Annotated in this window: 10 protein-coding genes and 1 pseudogene; 3 read left to right on the top strand and 8 right to left on the bottom strand. The window is 72.6% G+C overall.

Annotation, left to right across the window (positions count from 1 at the left end; all coding sequences use genetic code 11):
- Nucleotides 1-1983 carry a hypothetical protein gene (locus tag WMF39_RS26935; RefSeq protein ID WP_437739348.1) on the bottom strand — a complete coding sequence of 661 codons (1983 nt, stop codon included), beginning with the start codon at nucleotides 1981-1983 and terminating at the stop codon, nucleotides 1-3.
- A 421-nt stretch (nucleotides 1984-2404) separates the two neighbouring features.
- Between WMF39_RS26935 and WMF39_RS26930 the strand changes: the two genes are divergently transcribed.
- On the top strand, nucleotides 2405-2920 hold the full coding sequence (locus WMF39_RS26930; RefSeq protein WP_437739347.1) for a hypothetical protein: 516 nt from the start codon (nucleotides 2405-2407) through the stop codon (nucleotides 2918-2920).
- A 113-nt stretch (nucleotides 2921-3033) separates the two neighbouring features.
- On the opposite strand, the pseudogene WMF39_RS26925 reads toward WMF39_RS26930, so the two are convergent.
- From WMF39_RS26925 to WMF39_RS26915, 3 genes and pseudogenes are all read right to left on the bottom strand, one after another.
- A pseudogene (locus WMF39_RS26925) lies at nucleotides 3034-3871 on the bottom strand (ABC transporter ATP-binding protein).
- A gap of 4 nt (nucleotides 3872-3875) precedes the next feature.
- Nucleotides 3876-4652 (bottom strand): ABC transporter permease subunit, encoded by a 777-nt coding sequence (locus WMF39_RS26920; protein WP_437739346.1) that lies wholly within the window; start codon nucleotides 4650-4652, stop codon nucleotides 3876-3878.
- Nucleotides 4653-4781: 129 nt separating this feature from the next.
- The gene (locus tag WMF39_RS26915) at nucleotides 4782-4946 is read right to left on the bottom strand and encodes a hypothetical protein (RefSeq protein ID WP_437739345.1); all 165 of its coding nucleotides are present in this window, start codon (nucleotides 4944-4946) and stop codon (nucleotides 4782-4784) included.
- Nucleotides 4947-4948: 2 nt separating this feature from the next.
- Here WMF39_RS26915 and ssuD point away from each other — a divergent pair, with 2 nt between their 5' ends.
- Nucleotides 4949-6088: an FMNH2-dependent alkanesulfonate monooxygenase gene (gene ssuD / locus WMF39_RS26910; RefSeq protein ID WP_437739344.1), complete on the top strand. Its 1140-nt coding sequence runs from the start codon at nucleotides 4949-4951 to the stop codon at nucleotides 6086-6088.
- A 690-nt stretch (nucleotides 6089-6778) separates the two neighbouring features.
- Nucleotides 6779-8380, top strand: a complete 1602-nt coding sequence (locus tag WMF39_RS26905) for a hypothetical protein (RefSeq protein WP_437739343.1) — start codon at nucleotides 6779-6781, stop codon at nucleotides 8378-8380.
- 228 nt (nucleotides 8381-8608) lie between these two features.
- Here WMF39_RS26905 and WMF39_RS26900 read toward each other — a convergent pair whose 3' ends face one another.
- The 4 genes from WMF39_RS26900 to WMF39_RS26885 are packed head-to-tail and all read right to left on the bottom strand — an operon-like array spanning nucleotide 8609 to nucleotide 15441.
- Nucleotides 8609-10174 carry an APC family permease gene (locus tag WMF39_RS26900; RefSeq protein ID WP_437739342.1) on the bottom strand — a complete coding sequence of 522 codons (1566 nt, stop codon included), beginning with the start codon at nucleotides 10172-10174 and terminating at the stop codon, nucleotides 8609-8611.
- Complete coding sequence (uca, locus tag WMF39_RS26895; protein ID WP_437739341.1) at nucleotides 10167-13925, bottom strand: urea carboxylase; 3759 nt, start codon at nucleotides 13923-13925, stop codon at nucleotides 10167-10169. The genes WMF39_RS26900 and uca overlap by 8 nt, the downstream gene beginning before the upstream one ends.
- On the bottom strand, nucleotides 13922-14596 hold the full coding sequence (locus WMF39_RS26890; RefSeq protein ID WP_437739340.1) for an urea amidolyase associated protein UAAP2: 675 nt from the start codon (nucleotides 14594-14596) through the stop codon (nucleotides 13922-13924). Before WMF39_RS26890 ends, uca begins: the two co-directional genes overlap by 4 nt.
- Nucleotides 14593-15441, bottom strand: coding sequence for an urea amidolyase associated protein UAAP1 (locus tag WMF39_RS26885; RefSeq protein WP_437739339.1), 849 nt, complete (start codon nucleotides 15439-15441; stop codon nucleotides 14593-14595). The genes WMF39_RS26890 and WMF39_RS26885 overlap by 4 nt, the downstream gene beginning before the upstream one ends.
- Nucleotides 15442-15567: the final 126 nt, after the last annotated feature.

The following is a 15567-nucleotide window of genomic DNA, read 5'->3' as shown; positions in this document are numbered from 1 at the left end:
CTAGCGCCCCGCAGGGTCGAGCCGGCGCCCCTCGGTCGGAGGCGTCGGCCCGGTGGGCGTCCCCAGCACGAGCTCGCCGCCGTGGGTCAGCACGTACCAGCGCGCATCCCGCGGCTCGGGCGGCGAGGGCCGCAGCCTTCCCTTGACGTCCGGCGCAGGATTTGGACGCACGCGGAATCGCACCTGCCCGTCCCGCATCTCCATCAGCGTCAGGTCCTGGGAGACCTCCACGTCGCGCGCCAGGGTGAGCGCCGGCTGCCCTGGGCGATCCAGCGTCACATCGAGGCGTCTGCCGGCCGAGGTCGCGGGCGAGCTCGCGAGGAGCGCCGCGCCGCCGGGAGCGGGAAGCGCCGCGACGCCGTCCGGCGCCGTGATCCGGCGCCACGCTTGCGGTGCGCCGAGCGGCAGCGGACTTCGCACGAGCGCCTGCAGCGGCTCGCGATGCCGGGCGCTTGCGGGCGGCGTCGGCTCGAGCAGGAGCAGCGTGCCATCCGGCGCCGCGGCGATCCACTTGAGGGCCTCGGCCGGGGTCGCCTGGCTCCCCTCCGCGTGCCATGCACCTTGCGCGCCCCGCACGAAGAGGGTCGCGCCCCCGCTGCCTCCGCGGCAGATCAGCACGCCGATGCCCGCCGCGTTGTGCAGCGCGACCGGCTGCGGGCACCCCTCGGGCGCCGCGACGGGCGTCACGGTGCTCGCGATGTGGTCGACGACCGCGAACGTCGGTGGCCGCGTGAGGTGCGCGGCGCAGGCGCTGCCGGGCGGTCGCGCGCTCGTCGGTCCGCAGATCCCGTCGCCGAACGTCGCGATCCGTGTGCGCGTCGGCTGTGGCCGCGGCGTGGCGCTTTCGAGCAGGCAGAGCGCGCCTCCGCACGAGACGCCAGCCGCGCCCATGAGCCCGATACCGCCCACGACGCCCCCGTCGTCGCTTTTGCAAGGCGGCTCCCGCCCGACCGCGATGTCGCCGCGCCGGGGCGGCTCGGGCGCTGGCGGGGCGACGGACGAGCGGAACGAGCCGGCCTCGATGGCGCGGATCGCGGGGGAGAGGTGCAGCGCGATGCCCAACGTGGGTCGGGTGTAAAGGCCAGCAGCGGCCCTGGTCCACGCCCGGCCGTCGCGGCTCAGCACGGCGGGGCAGCTCGCATTGCCGTTCCAGATCCAGGATCCTGCGCGCTCGATCGATCGCGGCTGGAACGCGGAGCGCTTCCAGGTCTGCCCGCGATCCAGCGAGAGGAACGTGTCGGGCGCCGCCGGCTGCTGGCCGCGCGCCGGCGCCTCGACCACGGCCGCGAGCACGCCGTCGGGTCGCACGAGCACCGCGCGCACCGTCTTGCCGGGCGCGACCACGGCCGAGGTGAAGCTGCGGCCCTCGTCGGCGGAGACGCTGACGCGCTCTCCTGCCGCGGCCGCGATGAGGGTGCCGGCGGCGTCCCAGGCCGTCGCGCCAGGCACGCTGCTACGCGGTACGAAGCCTTCCGGCCTCAGCGCATCGAGGACGCCGGCAGCGCGGTGGAGCACGCCCTCCGGTGTGGCCCCATAGAGCGTGTCGATCTGCGGGCCAGCGATGCCAACCCAGGTGAAGCGAGCTGGCAGCTTCAGGGGGCCAACGACGCCGAGCTTCTGGTCGACCGCGAAGGCTCCGCCCGCGGGGTCGGCACCGCCTCCCTTCGCAGCGAAGATCGCGACGCGCTCGCCGAGGGCGATCTCGGTGTGCTCGCGGAACGGGTCCCGACCGGCCTTCGCCCGCTCCTGCTCGCCGAGGGGCGGCTCGACCCAGGTTGCCGGCGGGATCGCGGCGATCGGCAACGTCAGCGGGGCCGATGGATCCACGGCCGGCGCGTCCGCGGCGCTCGCGGGCGCTTCCAGCGGGGCGGGCGGGATGGCGACCGAAGCCGGCGCGAGCGCCGCGGGGGCCGACCCGGCGGCGGGACCACACGAAGCGACGAGAAGCGGGAGGGGGAGGAGCGCGAGCCGCGAAGCCATCATGCAGGGAGGATCTCCTGGTCCCCCTTACCAGGCTCTCCGACGAGGATCACCAGGCGGCGCGCTCGGGGGCGCCGCGCTGGCCATCGCCTCGGCCATCTGCTGACATGGACTCGTGCGCACGTCGCGAACGCCGAGCCCCGCGAGCCAATGCGGCAAACGAGCTGCAGGCGACGCCCGCTCCTCGCCAAGGCGCGCAGACGTTCGGCGCGCAGGCGACGTGACGGGCGCGTGGGCTCCACGGACCGCGGTGGAGCGAAGGCGCTTTGCCATCCTGGTCGCGGCAGCGTGCGTCGCGGCGTGCACGCCAGAGCGCTCGTCCGGAGCGCCTGCCCAGACATCGAACCCCATCCAATCGTCGAGCTCCGCCCCGCACCCATACGCGACGCCGCCGTCAGCGCCCGAGCCGAGCGCGACCGCCGATGTGTCGTCGTGCACGCCGCACGACCGACCCACGAAGCTGTACTGGACGGAGGGGTGTTGCACGCCGGTCGTCGCCAAGGACGTGGTCGCGTGCCTCTCGGAGGCTGAGCGCGCGGCCGTCGGTCATGTGTCGGCCGAGCTCGTGAGCCACTGCGAGTCGGCCGAGCTGCCGACCGACGACGCGAGAGGTCACCTGGACTGCCCGTATACCTCGGCCCTGGGCTTTGGCTATCAGTGCGAGGACAAACACCGGGAGTTCCTGCGCCGCTGGTTCCAGGAAGACATGCCGAGCAGGTGTTCGCAGAAGCCGGCTACAGCCTATCAGCAGGAGGTCCTTGTCGAGCTCACGTTCGCTACCGTGGGCACGCGCACGACCGTCGACTACACGGCTGCCGGCACGACGGGGCCTGGCGGCAAGTCCTGGGGTTGGACCGAGACGCTCGTGTTCGAGTCCCGGGGAGCCGATCGGATGAAGCTCGTGCGCCGAACGACCAAGGGAAACCGGCCGAAGGCATAACGACCTTTCGCACCTTTGTGCAAAGCGCAAAGGAACATCGCTGCGCCTCGCTCGGTGACTACCCGAACGTCGTGCGATGGATCGAGCGTGTGGCGCCTGAGCGAGGCATCCAGTCAATGGCGAGCTACCTCGAGGCCGGTGGGGGCCAAGAGGGTCACGGGATGCCTGGAAACGTCCTCGCGCGAGGCGCGCCGTGACAGCCCTCCTTCTTCCGGCGATCTCCTGAAGATCGCGTCGAGGAGCACGCCGGCGAGGCGGCCGACCTCCGGGATCTCCCTGGCACGGGGGCGCGGCAGATCCACCGCGACGCTCTCCACGATGCGCCCCTCGTCGAACACCAGCACGCGATCTCCGAGCAGGACCGCCTCCTCCACGTCGTGCGTCACCAGGATGGCCGTGAAGCGGCGCTGCGCCCACAGCGACTCGACTAGGCGTTGCGCCCCGATCCGCGTCAGGGCGTCGAGCGCGCCGAACGGCTCGTCGAGCAGCAGCACCTTCGGGTCGTGGACGAGCGCGCGCGCGAGGGCGACCCGCTGCCGCTGACCTCCCGAGAGCACGCCCGGGTAGTCGTTCAGCCGATCTCCGAGCCCGACCCGGTCGAGCACGTCGCGCGCGCGCGTCGCGCCCTCTCGGCCCGCCGATGCACGTGTTCTCCAGCACCGTGCGCCAGGGCAGCAGCCGGGGCTCCTGGAAGACGACCCGCACGGCCTCGCGCGCCGCGACCTCCCTCGAGGCCAGGACGCGCGCCGTACCGCGCGTCGGCTGCTCGAGGCCACACAGGACGCGGAGCAGCGTGCTCTTGCCCGAGCCGCTCCGCCCGACGATCGTCACGAACTCGCCAGGGTGGATGTCGAGCTCGATGCCCGAGAGCGCGAGCCGGTCGCCGTACCGCTTGTCGACCTGCTCCAGCACGACGCGCGCGCCGGTGGTGTGATCGCCCGAACCGCTCATTCGCTCACCTCGCCTCGAGCCGCTGCAGCGGCGGCTGCCACGGCAGGAGCCGCCGCTCGATCCACCGCGCGAGGGCGTCGGCCAGCTTGCCGAGGATGGCCCAGAGCACGATCGTGAGCACCAGGAGATCCATCTGCATGAACTCGCGGGCGTTCATCGCGACATAGCCCAGGCCCTGGCTCGCGCCGAGCGTCTCCGCGACGATGAGCACGAGCCACGAGAGCCCGAGCGCGAAGCGCAGACCCACGAGGATCGAGGGGAGCGCGCCCGGGAAGATGACCTCGCGGTAGAGCGCGAACCCGCGCACGTCGTAGACCTGCGCCATCTCGATGAGCTGCGGATCCACGCTGCGCACGCCGTGGAACGTGTTCAGGTAAACGGGGAACAGCACCGTGATCGCGACGATGAAGAGCTTCGCGGTCTCGCCGAGCCCGAACCACAGGATCACGAGCGGCACGAGCCCCAGCGCGGGGATCGCCCGGAGCATCTGCAGCGGCCCGTCGATGACAAGCTGCAGCGGGCGCGAGAGCCCCGTGCCGAGGCCGAGCGCGAGCCCGACGGCCGCGCCGACGACGAGCCCGCCGGCCGCCCGCAGCGCGCTCACGCCGAGGTGCGCGGGCAGCTCGCCGCTCCTCGTGGCGTTCGAGGCGGCCACGAGCACCTCGACGGGCGACGGCAGCAGGCTCTTCGGGATGATCTGCAGCCGCGACAGGACCTCCCAGAGGATCACGAGGGCCAGCGGGGCCAGCCAGGGCGCGATGCGCACGCCGAACCCGCGCATCGCCTCGAGCAGCGGAGGACCGGCTTGAAACTCGACGCACTCGGCGCGGGCGTTCCTCGCCTCGAGCGCCTTCGTCAGGGCCTCCGCGCGCTCCTTGAGGAGAAACGGCGTGCCGATCTTGCTGCTTCATCAGCAGTCGATCAGCAGCTGGTGTTGCTGGGGCAGCAGCGGCGTCGCGGCGGCCTGCCCGGCGAGCTTCCTTGGCGCCGCGGGCTCCAGCGCGCGGCGGCGCGCGGTGCGGATCGTGCTCTCGCGCGCCTGACCCGGCGACTCACGGGCGAGGAGCTTCTCCATCGATGAACGTCTTCTGGTTTCTCCCGACGCACGGGGACGGCCGCTACCTTGGCACCGCCGAGGGCGCGCGCCCCGTCACGCTCCCTTATCTTCGTCAGATCGCGCAGGCCGCCGACGACCTCGGCTATCGCGGCGTGCTGGTCCCCACCGGGCGGTCGTGCGAGGACGCCTGGGCGGTCGCGTCGGCCATGATCCCGCCGACGCAGCGGCTTCGCTTCCTCGTCGCCGTGCGGCCGGGCGTCGTCTCGCCCACGTGGGCCGCCCGCATGGCGTCCACGGTCGATCGCCTGTCGGACGGCCGCTTGCTCGTCAACGTCGTGACCGGCGGCGATCCTGCGGAGTCCGAGGGGGACGGCGTCTTCCTGAAGCACGACGAGCGCTACATCGTCACCGACGAGTTCCTTGGCATCTGGCGGCGCGTCATGGCCGGCGAGACGGTCGACTTCACGGGGCAGCACCTGCGCGTGAAGGGCGCGAAGATCCTCTTTCCGCCGCTCCAGGCGCCGCACCCGCCGCTCTACTTCGGGGGGTCGTCGCCCGCGGCGCACGCGCTCGCGGCGCGCCACGTCGACGTTTATCTGACCTGGGGAGAGCCTCCGGCCGCCGTGGCCGAGAAGATCGCGGACGTGCGCCGCCGCGCGGCCGCGGAGCAGCGCACGGTGCGCTTCGGGATCCGCCTGCACGTCATCGTCCGCGAGACGGCCGAGGCGGCGTGGGCCGCCGCGAACGACCTGATCCGGCACCTCGACGACAGCACCATCGCAGCGGCGCAGCAGGCCTTCGGGCGCCTCGACTCCGAGGGGCAACGGCGCATGGCGGCGCTGCACAAGGGGCGGCGCGACGCCCTCGAGGTGAGCCCGAACCTCTGGGCCGGCGTCGGCCTCGTGCGCGGCGGCGCCGGGACGGCGCTCGTGGGCGACGCGGAGACGGTCGCGCGCCGCATGAAGGAGTACGCGGAGCTCGGGATCGAGACGTTCATCCTGTCGGGGTACCCGCACCTCGAAGAGGCCTATCGGGTCGCCGAGCTGCTCTTCCCGCGGCTCCCCGTCGAGCGGAAGGCCGCGGGCATCCGCCCGAACCTCACGGGGCCGTTCGGCGAGATCATCGCCAACGACATCGTCCCGCACCGATCGCAGAGCTGAGGCGGCCGACCCCGCCCCGAGACGATCACCTCGTCAGATAGGCCTCCCAGGTTCCAGGCTCGGGAGCGCCCGGTCGATCCAGCTCGTGGCCCCCTCGCGCCGCCGGTGTCGGGTTCACCGCCGACGCCCTCGTCGTCCTCGCCGGAGCGTGCCCCCAGGCCATACCAGGAGGGTTTCTGGATGCTGAGCTTGAACACCGGGTGGGCGCCGATGAAGCTGCGCGTGGACCTCCGGTAGATCGCCCGGACCACCTCGGCGGCGATCAGATCGGGCTCGTCGACCAGGATCTCGGCTGCCAGGTGGGAGACGATGGGCGCGGCAAAAAAATCGATGTCACGAAAATTTTCCATGATAGCGGTTCGGGACGGAGCTGCGGTGCCCCTTGTGCGGCGGATTCGTCCCGGAATCGATGAAGACGTTACGATTTGATGAAGGGCGACCGGGCCTGGCCGCATCCAGTGAGCAGGAGAGGGTGCAATGAACCTGGCCCACGCAGGTCCCGCGGCTGGGGCTTGACGTCTCCGAAGCGACTGGACTTTCCCCCGGGCCCGCTCCCTTCGAAGGCGGCCTGGCGGATCGTCACGTCGTGAGCCCCGAGCCTGCGCGTGGGTTCGAGGTCTGGAGTCCGTGATTCCAGACACGCTCGCGTCCGCTGTTGTCACGCGCTTTTTCCGACATCACAGAGGCACAATGCGCAACGTTTTGTCCACCCATCGCAGCGGGTTTCTTGTTCTCTGCCTCGCGCTCTCCGCCTGCGGCGCTGCGACGGAGGAGGGTGAGGCGGAGGAGGTCGAGTCGATCTCCTCCGTCCAGCAGCCGGCTATCGTCGGCGGCTTCAAGGTCGCGGCGATCTTCATTCGATTCAAGAACAGCCCGGCTCCGACCTACACCATCAATGACGTGCGGGACCGCCTCTTCAACAACCCGGATTCGGCCAACAACTTCTTTACTGAAGCCTCCTACGGGAAGATGAACCTGACCGGCCAGATCAACCCCGACGGGGACTATTACGGCTGGTACACGATCAACGCGGAGATGCCCACGATCTGCGATCTCGGCCTGCACATGGAGCTGGGCAGGGAAGCGGCCGCGAACCTCGGGGGCTACGTGGAGGCCGACTACGATAACACGATGCACTTTTTCAACGGGTTTCCGTCGAGCTGTGCCGGAGCTTATTCCTCGGGCCCCTACACGTGGTTTCCCAGTCCCACCAACGCTGGCACGTATGCGCACGAGCTGGGGCACAGCATGGGCCTGGGCCACGCCAATGTGCTGAATTGCGCCGACAGCGCTGGCAACTGGGCGCCGATGAGCACGAGCTGCGCGCAGCCCAATCTGCCTTGGTGCGCCAACCCCGGCCAGCTCAACGCGGGGAACACGAGCTGCGTCCAGGATATGGGAGACTCGTTCAGCCCGGTGGGTGGGGGGTACATGCACTACAGTGCTCCGGAGAAGGCGCTGTTCGGCTGGTTCGATCCGGAGAACACGGCGACCGTGAGCGCGAGCGGGACCTCCATCGTCAGCGTCAAGCCGATCGAGGTCATCTCGACGGGCGTGCAGCGGCTCGTCATCCCCATCCCCGGCGGGGACGAGACGTACCAGGTCGAATATCGTCAGCCGATCGGCTTCGACCAATATCGTCAGTCCACCCCCGATAGGGTCGACGGGTTCACGGCAAACGCGCCGGTCGCTCGCGGGATCCTCGTGCACCGAGGCCCGCTGGAGGGGAGCCCGACGGGCATCGTCAACATGACGCCCTCGTGGCCGATCATCGACTTCGCTCATCTTCAGGCAGACGCCTCGCGCGAGGCGCTCCCCTGGGGTCATACGTTCGTGGATCGCGACGCGAACCTGGCCATCTCGTTGCTCGGGGTCTCGCCGTCCGAGGCGAAGGTCAAGGTGACCCGCGGCACGACGGCCGCGCCGGTCCCAGCCTGCGCCGACGCGCCCAGCCACTGGTACTTGAAGTGCGGTGCGACCGGCGTGACCTCATGGAATGCGGCGACCGAGCTCGCGGCGGTCGGCGAGGCCCTCGAGCTCACGTACCAGGTCAGCCAGGCGATCGCGAACCAGAGCGGTGGAGACGCCTGCGTGCTCGTCCAGACGCACACGGCCGGGCAGTCGGATGCGTGCACGCAGTTCTGGGAGCCGGAGGGCGGCGCGCTGGCGTCGGGCCAGACGAAGACCCTCTCGCCCAATAGCGCCGTGTTTCACATCACCTATCCTGCGCCCGGGAGCTACAAGGCGTCCCTCAGCGCCAAGGGCGCGCTCAGCGTCACGCCCGCTCCCTGATCGCGGGCGCCCCTGGCCCGAGCTCCCCTATGCAACTGTGGATTGGATTGCGCTCGCCTGGATTCCGTCTCTCTTCGTCCGCGAGCGCCCCTCGGGGGCGCGGCTCGTCACCGTGAGGACTGATCCGCGTCGCGCTCTCGTGAACGGGGCGCCCGGCGCACGCCCCTTTCGGCGCTTCCGGCGGCCTCCGCTCAGGTCCGCTCGAGCTCGCCGCCGGAGCAGCCCACCTCAGGAGGTCAGCGAGGCGGAGCGCTCCCCGGGCTGGCCGATGGCAACCCGCTCTCCTCCCGGCCGCTGCGTCGCGACGAACACCCCGAGCCCGACCACGAGCGTGGCGGCGACCCCGAGCACCGGGAAGTACTCCATCCACGTCGTCTCGGCGCCGTCGGGTCGCGGCCAGGCGATGTTCGCGATGAGCGCGACCCCCCAGGCCACGGCCGCGGCGTTCAGCGCGAGCCCGGCCCGGCCGAGGGAGAACACCCCGGCCGGCGCCCCGGCGAGGCCCGGCCACCCGCGCAGCCGGCGGAGGAGCATCCCCGCCGTCACGACGAGGTACGAGAGGTTCACGAGCAGCACGGCCGTCTCCGTGATGAGCACGAACAGCTGCGCCTCGCCGTAGTTCACGACGAGCATGCCGCACGCGAGCGCGCCGACCACGATCGCCGGGGCGACGGGCGTCTTCGTGCGCGGCGAGACGCGCGACAGCGCCGGCGCGCACGGCAGCGCGCCGTCCCGCGCCATCGAGAAGGCGAGGCGCGAGGCGCCGGTCTGGATCGCCAGCGTGCAGACGCACACGGCCAGCGCAACGTCGACGAGGAAGACCTTGCCCAGCGCCGGGCCGAGCGCGCCGACGACCACGTAGGCGAGGCCCTCCGTGGCGAGGCGGCCGTCGGTCAGGCTCGGCGCGGCCATCAGCGCCGCGACGAGGAGCAGCGCGCCGCCAACCCCGGAGGCCACGACGGCCTTCAGGATCGCCCTTGGCACGATCCTCCGGGGGTTCTGGGTCTCCTCGGCCAGCGAGCCGGCCGAGTCGAAGCCGTACAGCACGTACGCCGGCATCAGCGCGGCCGCGAGCAGGCCCGCCGCCCCCGTGCCCAGCGACGACGGCGGCCCGTAGATGGGCTCCAGCACCACGCCCGGGCCGCGCACCGCGCTCAGGAAGAGCGCCACGAGCAGCAGCGCGACGCCGCCGAGCTCCGCCATCACGCCGACGTCGTTGACCCAGGCCATCACCTTCACCCCGGCCATGTTGATCGCCGTCGTCAGCACGATGAGCCCCGCGCCGAGCAGCACGGCGTTCGCGGCGCCGTCGCGCGAGGTGAGCGACGGGTCGCCTCCAAGGAGCTGGAACCCGCTCCAAACGCTCGGCAAGATCGCCTGCAGCGCGATGGCCGCCGCGGCGACGCTCACGACGTCGCCGACGAGCTTCAGCCAGCCCGCGAGCCACCCCGGCGCGCCGCCCCAGACGCGGCGCCCCCACGGGTACACCGAGCCGGCCACGGGGTAGCGCGAGCCCATCTCGGCGAGGTTGAGGGCGACGGCGAGCTGGCCGAGGAAGACGACCGGCCACGTCCAGAAGAACCGGGTCCCGCCGAAGGCGTACCCGATCACGAAGAGCTGGAAGACCGTCGTGAGGATCGAGACGTACGAGAAGCCCGCGGCGAAGGCGGACAGGCTGCCCAGGTCCCTCCGGAGCTCCTGGCGGTAGCCGAGGCGGGCGAGGTCCTCGGCGTCGCCGCGGTCCTCCGCGACGAGCGCCGACGCCGGCGCGGCGGTCGAGATGGGGTCACGCATCGGCCGACACCCCCACGAGCGGCTGGCCCGCGCTGACCATCTGGCCCGGGCGGCAGCCGATCCAGCCGACGGCTCCGGCCACGTCGGCCACCACGGGGAACTCCATCTTCATCGCCTCGAGCACGGCCAAGCGCTGGCCCGCCTCGACGCGCTGCCCTTCGGCCACGTCGACCTTCCACACGCACGCGGTGAGCGGCGCCGTCACCGGCAGCACCCCGGCGGGGATGGCGTCGTCGGCGGCGGCCGGCGCGCCCTCGATCCGGGCGCCCGCGCGGCGCACGCGGTCGAACTCGCCGTCCGCCTCCCAGCGGGCGCGCTCGGCGTCGAACGCCGCCCGCTGCCGCGCCTGCGCCGCGCGGATGGGCCCGGCGTTCTCGGCAAGGAAGCGGTGGTGCTCGCCCAGGTCGAACGTGGTCTCCTCGATGCGCACCTCGCCGCGCCCGGCCACCATGTCGGCGCGGAGCTCGAGCAGCTCCTCCGCCGACACGAGGTGGAAGCGGAGCTGGTCGAAGAAGCGCAGGAGCCAGGGCCGCTCGCGCGTCGTCTGCCGGAACGGCCGGTGGCGGCTCCAGACCGGCACCGTGCGGCCGAGGAACTGGTACCCGCCCGGCCCCTCCATGCCGTAGATGCACAGGTACGCGCCGCCGATGCCGACGGCGTTCTCGGGCGTCCACGTGCGCGCCGGGTTGTACTTGGTGGTGACCATCCGGTGGCGCGGATCGAGCGGCGTCGCGACCGGCGCGCCGAGGTACACGTCGCCCAGGCCGAGCACGAGGTAGCTCGCCGCGAGGAAGATCTCCTGGACCGCCGCGATGTCCGGCAGCCCGTTGACCCGGCGGATGAACTCCAGGTTGCTCGGGCACCAGGGCGCGTCGTCGCGGACCGCGCGCATGTAGCGCTCGATCGCCTCGCGCGTCGCCGGGTCGTCCCAGCTGAGGGGCATGTGGACGACGCGGCTCGGGATCCGGACCTCGGCCTGGGCGGGCAGGTCGGCCTCGACCTCGCGGAGCAGGTCGAGGGCCTTGGCCACGGTGAGGCGCGCGCCGTCGACGTGCACCTGGAGGGAGCGGATCCCGGGTGTCAGGTCGACGACGCCGGGTAGGCGGAGCTCCTCGAGCCGCTCCATGAGCAGGTGCGCGCGCACGCGCAGGTCGATGTCGAGCACCGGCGGGCCGAACTCGACGAGCACGTAGCGGTCGCCGCTCTGGCGGAAGACCACCGCGGGGCGGTCGTCGCGCGCCGGCACGCGCCCCAGCACGGGCTCGCCGCGCGGCCTTCTCGGCGCGGTCGGCGTCGCGGCCGCCGCGAGCGGCGCGGGCGCCAGCGCAGCCCTCGCCGCGACCGGGGTTGCGCCGTTCGTCGCCGCGACCGGGGTTGCGCCGTTCGCCCCGGCCGCGAGCGGCGCGGGCGCCTCCTTCGTGGCTCCGTCGCGCAGGGCCACGAGGGCGTCGCTCCGCTGCGCCAGCGCGTCGGCCTCCGCGGGCACGATCGACCGGAACCGGACCTTGTCCCCGGCGCTCAGCTGGCCGAGCTTCCACCGCTCAGCCGCGGCGACCGTGAGCGGACACACGAACCCGCCCAGGCTCGGGCCGTCGGGGCCGAGGATGACGGGCATGTCGCCGGTGAGGTCGACAGCGCCGATCCCGTAGGCGTTGTCGTGGAGATTCGAGGGGTGCAGCCCGGCCTCGCCGCCGTCAGTGCGCGCCCATTTCGGCGCGGGCCCGACGAGGCGGACGCCGGTGCGGGCCGAGTGGTAGTGGACTTCCCACTCGGCCTCGTAGAATTGCTCGATCCCGTCGCGCGTGAGGAAGTCCGGCGCTCCGTGCGGCCCGTCGAGCACGGCGAGCTCCCAGGACCTGCCGATCTCCGGCCGGGCCTCGGGCGGCAGCGCGCCGGGGTCGAGGGAGGGGTCGACCTCCTCGCCGAGGCGCAGCACGTCGCCGGGGCGGAGCGGCCTGCCGGCGTGGCCGCCGAAGCCGCCGAGGGTGAACGTGGCGCGGCTGCCGAGGTGCGCCGGCACGTCGATGCCGCCGCGGACGAGCAGGTAGGCGCGCGCGCCCGGCCCCCGCACCGGCCCGCAGGCCACGGTGGCGCCCGGCGCGACCTCGACCGGCGTCCACGGCGCAACCTCGGTGCCGTTGACGAGCACGCGCATCGCGGCGCCCGCGGCGCAGACGACGGCGCGCCGGTGGAAGACCAGCGTGGGCCCGTGCACCTCGCACTCGAGCCCCGCGGCGCCACCGAGGTTGCCCACGACGCGGTTGCCGAGCCGGAACGACAGGTCGTCCATCGGCCCGCTCGGCGGGACGCCGACCGACCACAGGCCGAGGCGCCCGGGCCAGTCCTGCACGGTCACCGCGCCCGGCGAGGCCGTCACCTCGATCGTCGGCGGGCGGAACGGCAGCGACGCGAACGTGCCCGTGTGGTGCCGGACCCCGCGGAAATCGGGGTGATCGAGCGCGACCGCGACCCACTCGCGGTTGGTCTCGATCCCGCCGATCCGGGTCTCCTCGACGGCGCCGCGCAGCGCCGCGACGGCCGCGGCCCGGTCCGCGCCGTGCACGAGGAGCTTGGCGAGCAGCGGATCGTAGAGCGCGGAGACCTCGGTGCCGGTCTCGACCCACCCGTCGACCCGCACGCCCCCGCCCTCGGGATAGCGAACCTCGGTGAGCAGGCCCGCGCTCGGCAGGAAGCCCCGCGCCGGGTCCTCGGCATAGAGGCGGGCCTCGATCGCGTGGCCGCGGAGCGCCGGGTCGCCGCCGGCGAAGAACGCGGTGTCGCCAGCGGCGATGCGCAGCATCCACTCCACGAGGTCGACGCCGGCGCAGAGCTCGGTCACGCCGTGCTCGACCTGGAGGCGCGTGTTGACCTCGAGGAAGTAGTGCTCGGCGCGGGCGGGATCGACGAGGAACTCGACCGTACCCACGTTGCGGTAGGCGACCTTCGCGGCGAGGGCGCGGGCCGACTCCGCGAGGGCGGAGCGCAGCCGCGGCGGCAGGTCGGGCGCGGGCGCCTCCTCGAGGACCTTCTGGTTGCGGCGCTGGACCGAGCAGTCGCGATCGCCGAGGACGAGCACGTTCCCGCGGCCGTCGCCGGCGATCTGGACCTCGACGTGCCGGGGCGCGGCGAGGAAGCGCTCGAGGAACACCTCGCCCGAGCCGAAGTTCGAGCGGGCGAGGCGCTGGACCCGCTCGAACGCGGCCGGGAGCTCCGCCGGCCCGTCGCAGCGGGCCATGCCGATGCCGCCGCCCCCGGCGCTCGCCTTGAGCAGCACGGGGTAGCCGATGGCCGCGGCCTCGGCGGCGGCGTGGTCCGCGTCCCGGAGCACGCCGGTGCCCGGCAGGAGCGGCACGCCCGCCTCGACGGCGATCTCCCGCGCCCGGTGCTTGCTCCCGAAGGCCGCCATCTGGCCCGGCGTCGGACCGATGAAGACGATGCCCGCGTCCTCGACGGCGCGCGCGAAGTCGTCGGATTCGCTCAGGAAACCGTAACCTGGGTGGATCGCGTCGGCGCCGGCGCGGCGGGCGGCGTCGAGCACGGCGTCGACGCGGAGGTAGCTCTCGGCGGGGGTCTGGCCGCCGAGGCGGACGGCCTGGTCGGCGAGCCGCACGTGGAGGGCGGCGCGGTCGGCGTCGGAGAACACGGCGACCGACGCGACGCCGAGGCGCTTCAGGGTGCGGAGGATCCGGCACGCGATCTCGCCGCGGTTGGCGACGAGGACGCGGCGGAAGGGCGGGGCCATGGCGCTCATGGCCGCACCACCACCGCGCGGATCGGCGTCGGGTTGAACGCGTTGCAGGGGTTGTTGATCTGCGGGCAGTTCGAGACGAGCAGCAGCAGATCGAGCTCGGCCCGGAGATCGACATGTTTGCCGGGCGCGGAGAGGCCGTCGACGATGCCGAGGGTGCCGTCGGCCTCGACGGGCACGTTCATGAACCAGTTGATGTTGCCGACGAGGTCGCGCTTTCCGAGGCCGTAGGGCGCGGCGGCGAGGAGGAAGTTCTCGACGCAGGCGTGCTGGTGCTTGGTGTGGTGGCCGTAGCGGACGGTGTTCGACTCGCACGAGCAGGCGCCGCCCGAGGTGTCGTGGCGCCCGCAGGTGTCGTCGGTGACGGTCATCATCACGCGGCCGCGGTTGGAGCGGAGCTGCGCGCCGGTGGTGAGGAAGATGTTGCGCTGGGCGGCGATCGTGTCGGCGGCGCTGTAGCGCTCGGCGGTGTCGGCGAGGACGTAGGCGAGGAAGTCGACGGCCTGGTTGCCCTCGAGGTCGATGACGCGGAGGATCTCGCCGGCGCGGACGATCTTGGCCCACGGCGCGCGCGCCGGGACGATCTCGTCGGAGACGAGGGCGCCGGACAGGCCGGCGAGGGCGGGGTCGCGCAGGGCGGCGACCGGCTTCCCGGGGCTGGCGGCGTGGCTCATCGCGCGCCTCCTGCCCGGAGGCCGAGCGCGAGCTCCTCGGCGGTGTTCTCGAAGGCGCGGCGCGCCTCGGGGGTGGCGTTGCGGACGGGGTCGTCGTCGGCGGCGGGGCGGCCACGCCAGGCGGTCAGGCGGACCTTGCCGGCGCGGTAGGTCGGGCGCGGGTCGAGGCGGTGGGGCACGACGGCGATGCTGACGAGGACGTCCTGCTCGGCGCGGAGCAGCACGTGGGCGCCCGGCCGGGAGGAGTCGGGCAGGAAGGTGATGGCGCCGTCGGCCTCGATGCGGACGCCCTTGAAGAGGTTGATGGCCGTGGGCAGGTCCCGCTCGGCGAGGCCGTGCTTGGCGAGGGCGAGGAGGAGCCGCTCGCGGCCGGAGCGGAGGACGCCGCCGTGGGCGTCGCTGCCATGGCGGGACTCGATCTCGGCCGGGAGCGAGGTGCCACAGAAGGTGTCGTGGCGGCCCGCGGTGTCCTCGAGGAGGGAGGCGAGGACGCGCCCCATGTCCGAGAGGAGCAGGTAGCCCGGGCCGGGATAGGCCTGCCACTGGAGCTTCACGGTATCGGGGAGGCAGAGCCGCTCGATGGAGCGGTCCGCGCGGTGGAGCACGAGGGCGACGCAGGTGTCGCCCTCGAGGTCGACGAGCCGGAGCCGGCTGCCGACGGGGAGCGTGCGCGCCGCGTAACCGTCGGCGCCGAGGGTCTCCTCCCAGAGGACGTCGCGCGCTTCGACGCCCGTCGGCGGATCGCCGATCGACGTGCTCGGCACGGTGGGTTGCGTCTCGACGACGCTGCCTTCCTGGGCGCGCGCGTGCTCGCGCGCGGCGTACGTTGTGGCCGTTTCAGACATTGCCCGCCTCACTTTCGATAGACAATCGAAACTACGGGTCGACTATCCGGGGCCAGGGTTTCCAGGCTGTTTCGTGAGGGTAAAATGCAGGGCGCGAGCGCTTTTTCCCGGAAGTGGTGAATTTTC

The organism is Sorangium sp. So ce1504, assembly GCF_051521635.1.
Classification (GTDB): Bacteria; Myxococcota_A; Polyangia; order Polyangiales; family Polyangiaceae; genus Sorangium; species Sorangium cellulosum_B.
Note: the sequence above shows the minus strand (reverse complement) of the source record. Positions and strands in the feature narration are given on the sequence as shown.

What these genes read in the sequence shown, in the direction of transcription:
- WMF39_RS26935 (WP_437739348.1), bottom strand. Translation starts at nt 1,983, where the DNA reads ATGATGGCTTCGCGGCTCGCGCTCCTCCCCCTCCCGCTTCTCGTCGCT.
- WMF39_RS26920 (WP_437739346.1), bottom strand. Translation starts at nt 4,652, where the DNA reads ATGCGCGGGTTCGGCGTGCGCATCGCGCCCTGGCTGGCCCCGCTGGCC.
- WMF39_RS26915 (WP_437739345.1), bottom strand. Translation starts at nt 4,946, where the DNA reads ATGGAGAAGCTCCTCGCCCGTGAGTCGCCGGGTCAGGCGCGCGAGAGC.
- ssuD (WP_437739344.1), top strand. Translation starts at nt 4,949, where the DNA reads ATGAACGTCTTCTGGTTTCTCCCGACGCACGGGGACGGCCGCTACCTT.
- WMF39_RS26905 (WP_437739343.1), top strand. Translation starts at nt 6,779, where the DNA reads ATGCGCAACGTTTTGTCCACCCATCGCAGCGGGTTTCTTGTTCTCTGC.
- WMF39_RS26900 (WP_437739342.1), bottom strand. Translation starts at nt 10,174, where the DNA reads ATGCGTGACCCCATCTCGACCGCCGCGCCGGCGTCGGCGCTCGTCGCG.
- uca (WP_437739341.1), bottom strand. Translation starts at nt 13,925, where the DNA reads ATGAGCGCCATGGCCCCGCCCTTCCGCCGCGTCCTCGTCGCCAACCGC.
- WMF39_RS26890 (WP_437739340.1), bottom strand. Translation starts at nt 14,596, where the DNA reads ATGAGCCACGCCGCCAGCCCCGGGAAGCCGGTCGCCGCCCTGCGCGAC.
- WMF39_RS26885 (WP_437739339.1), bottom strand. Translation starts at nt 15,441, where the DNA reads ATGTCTGAAACGGCCACAACGTACGCCGCGCGCGAGCACGCGCGCGCC.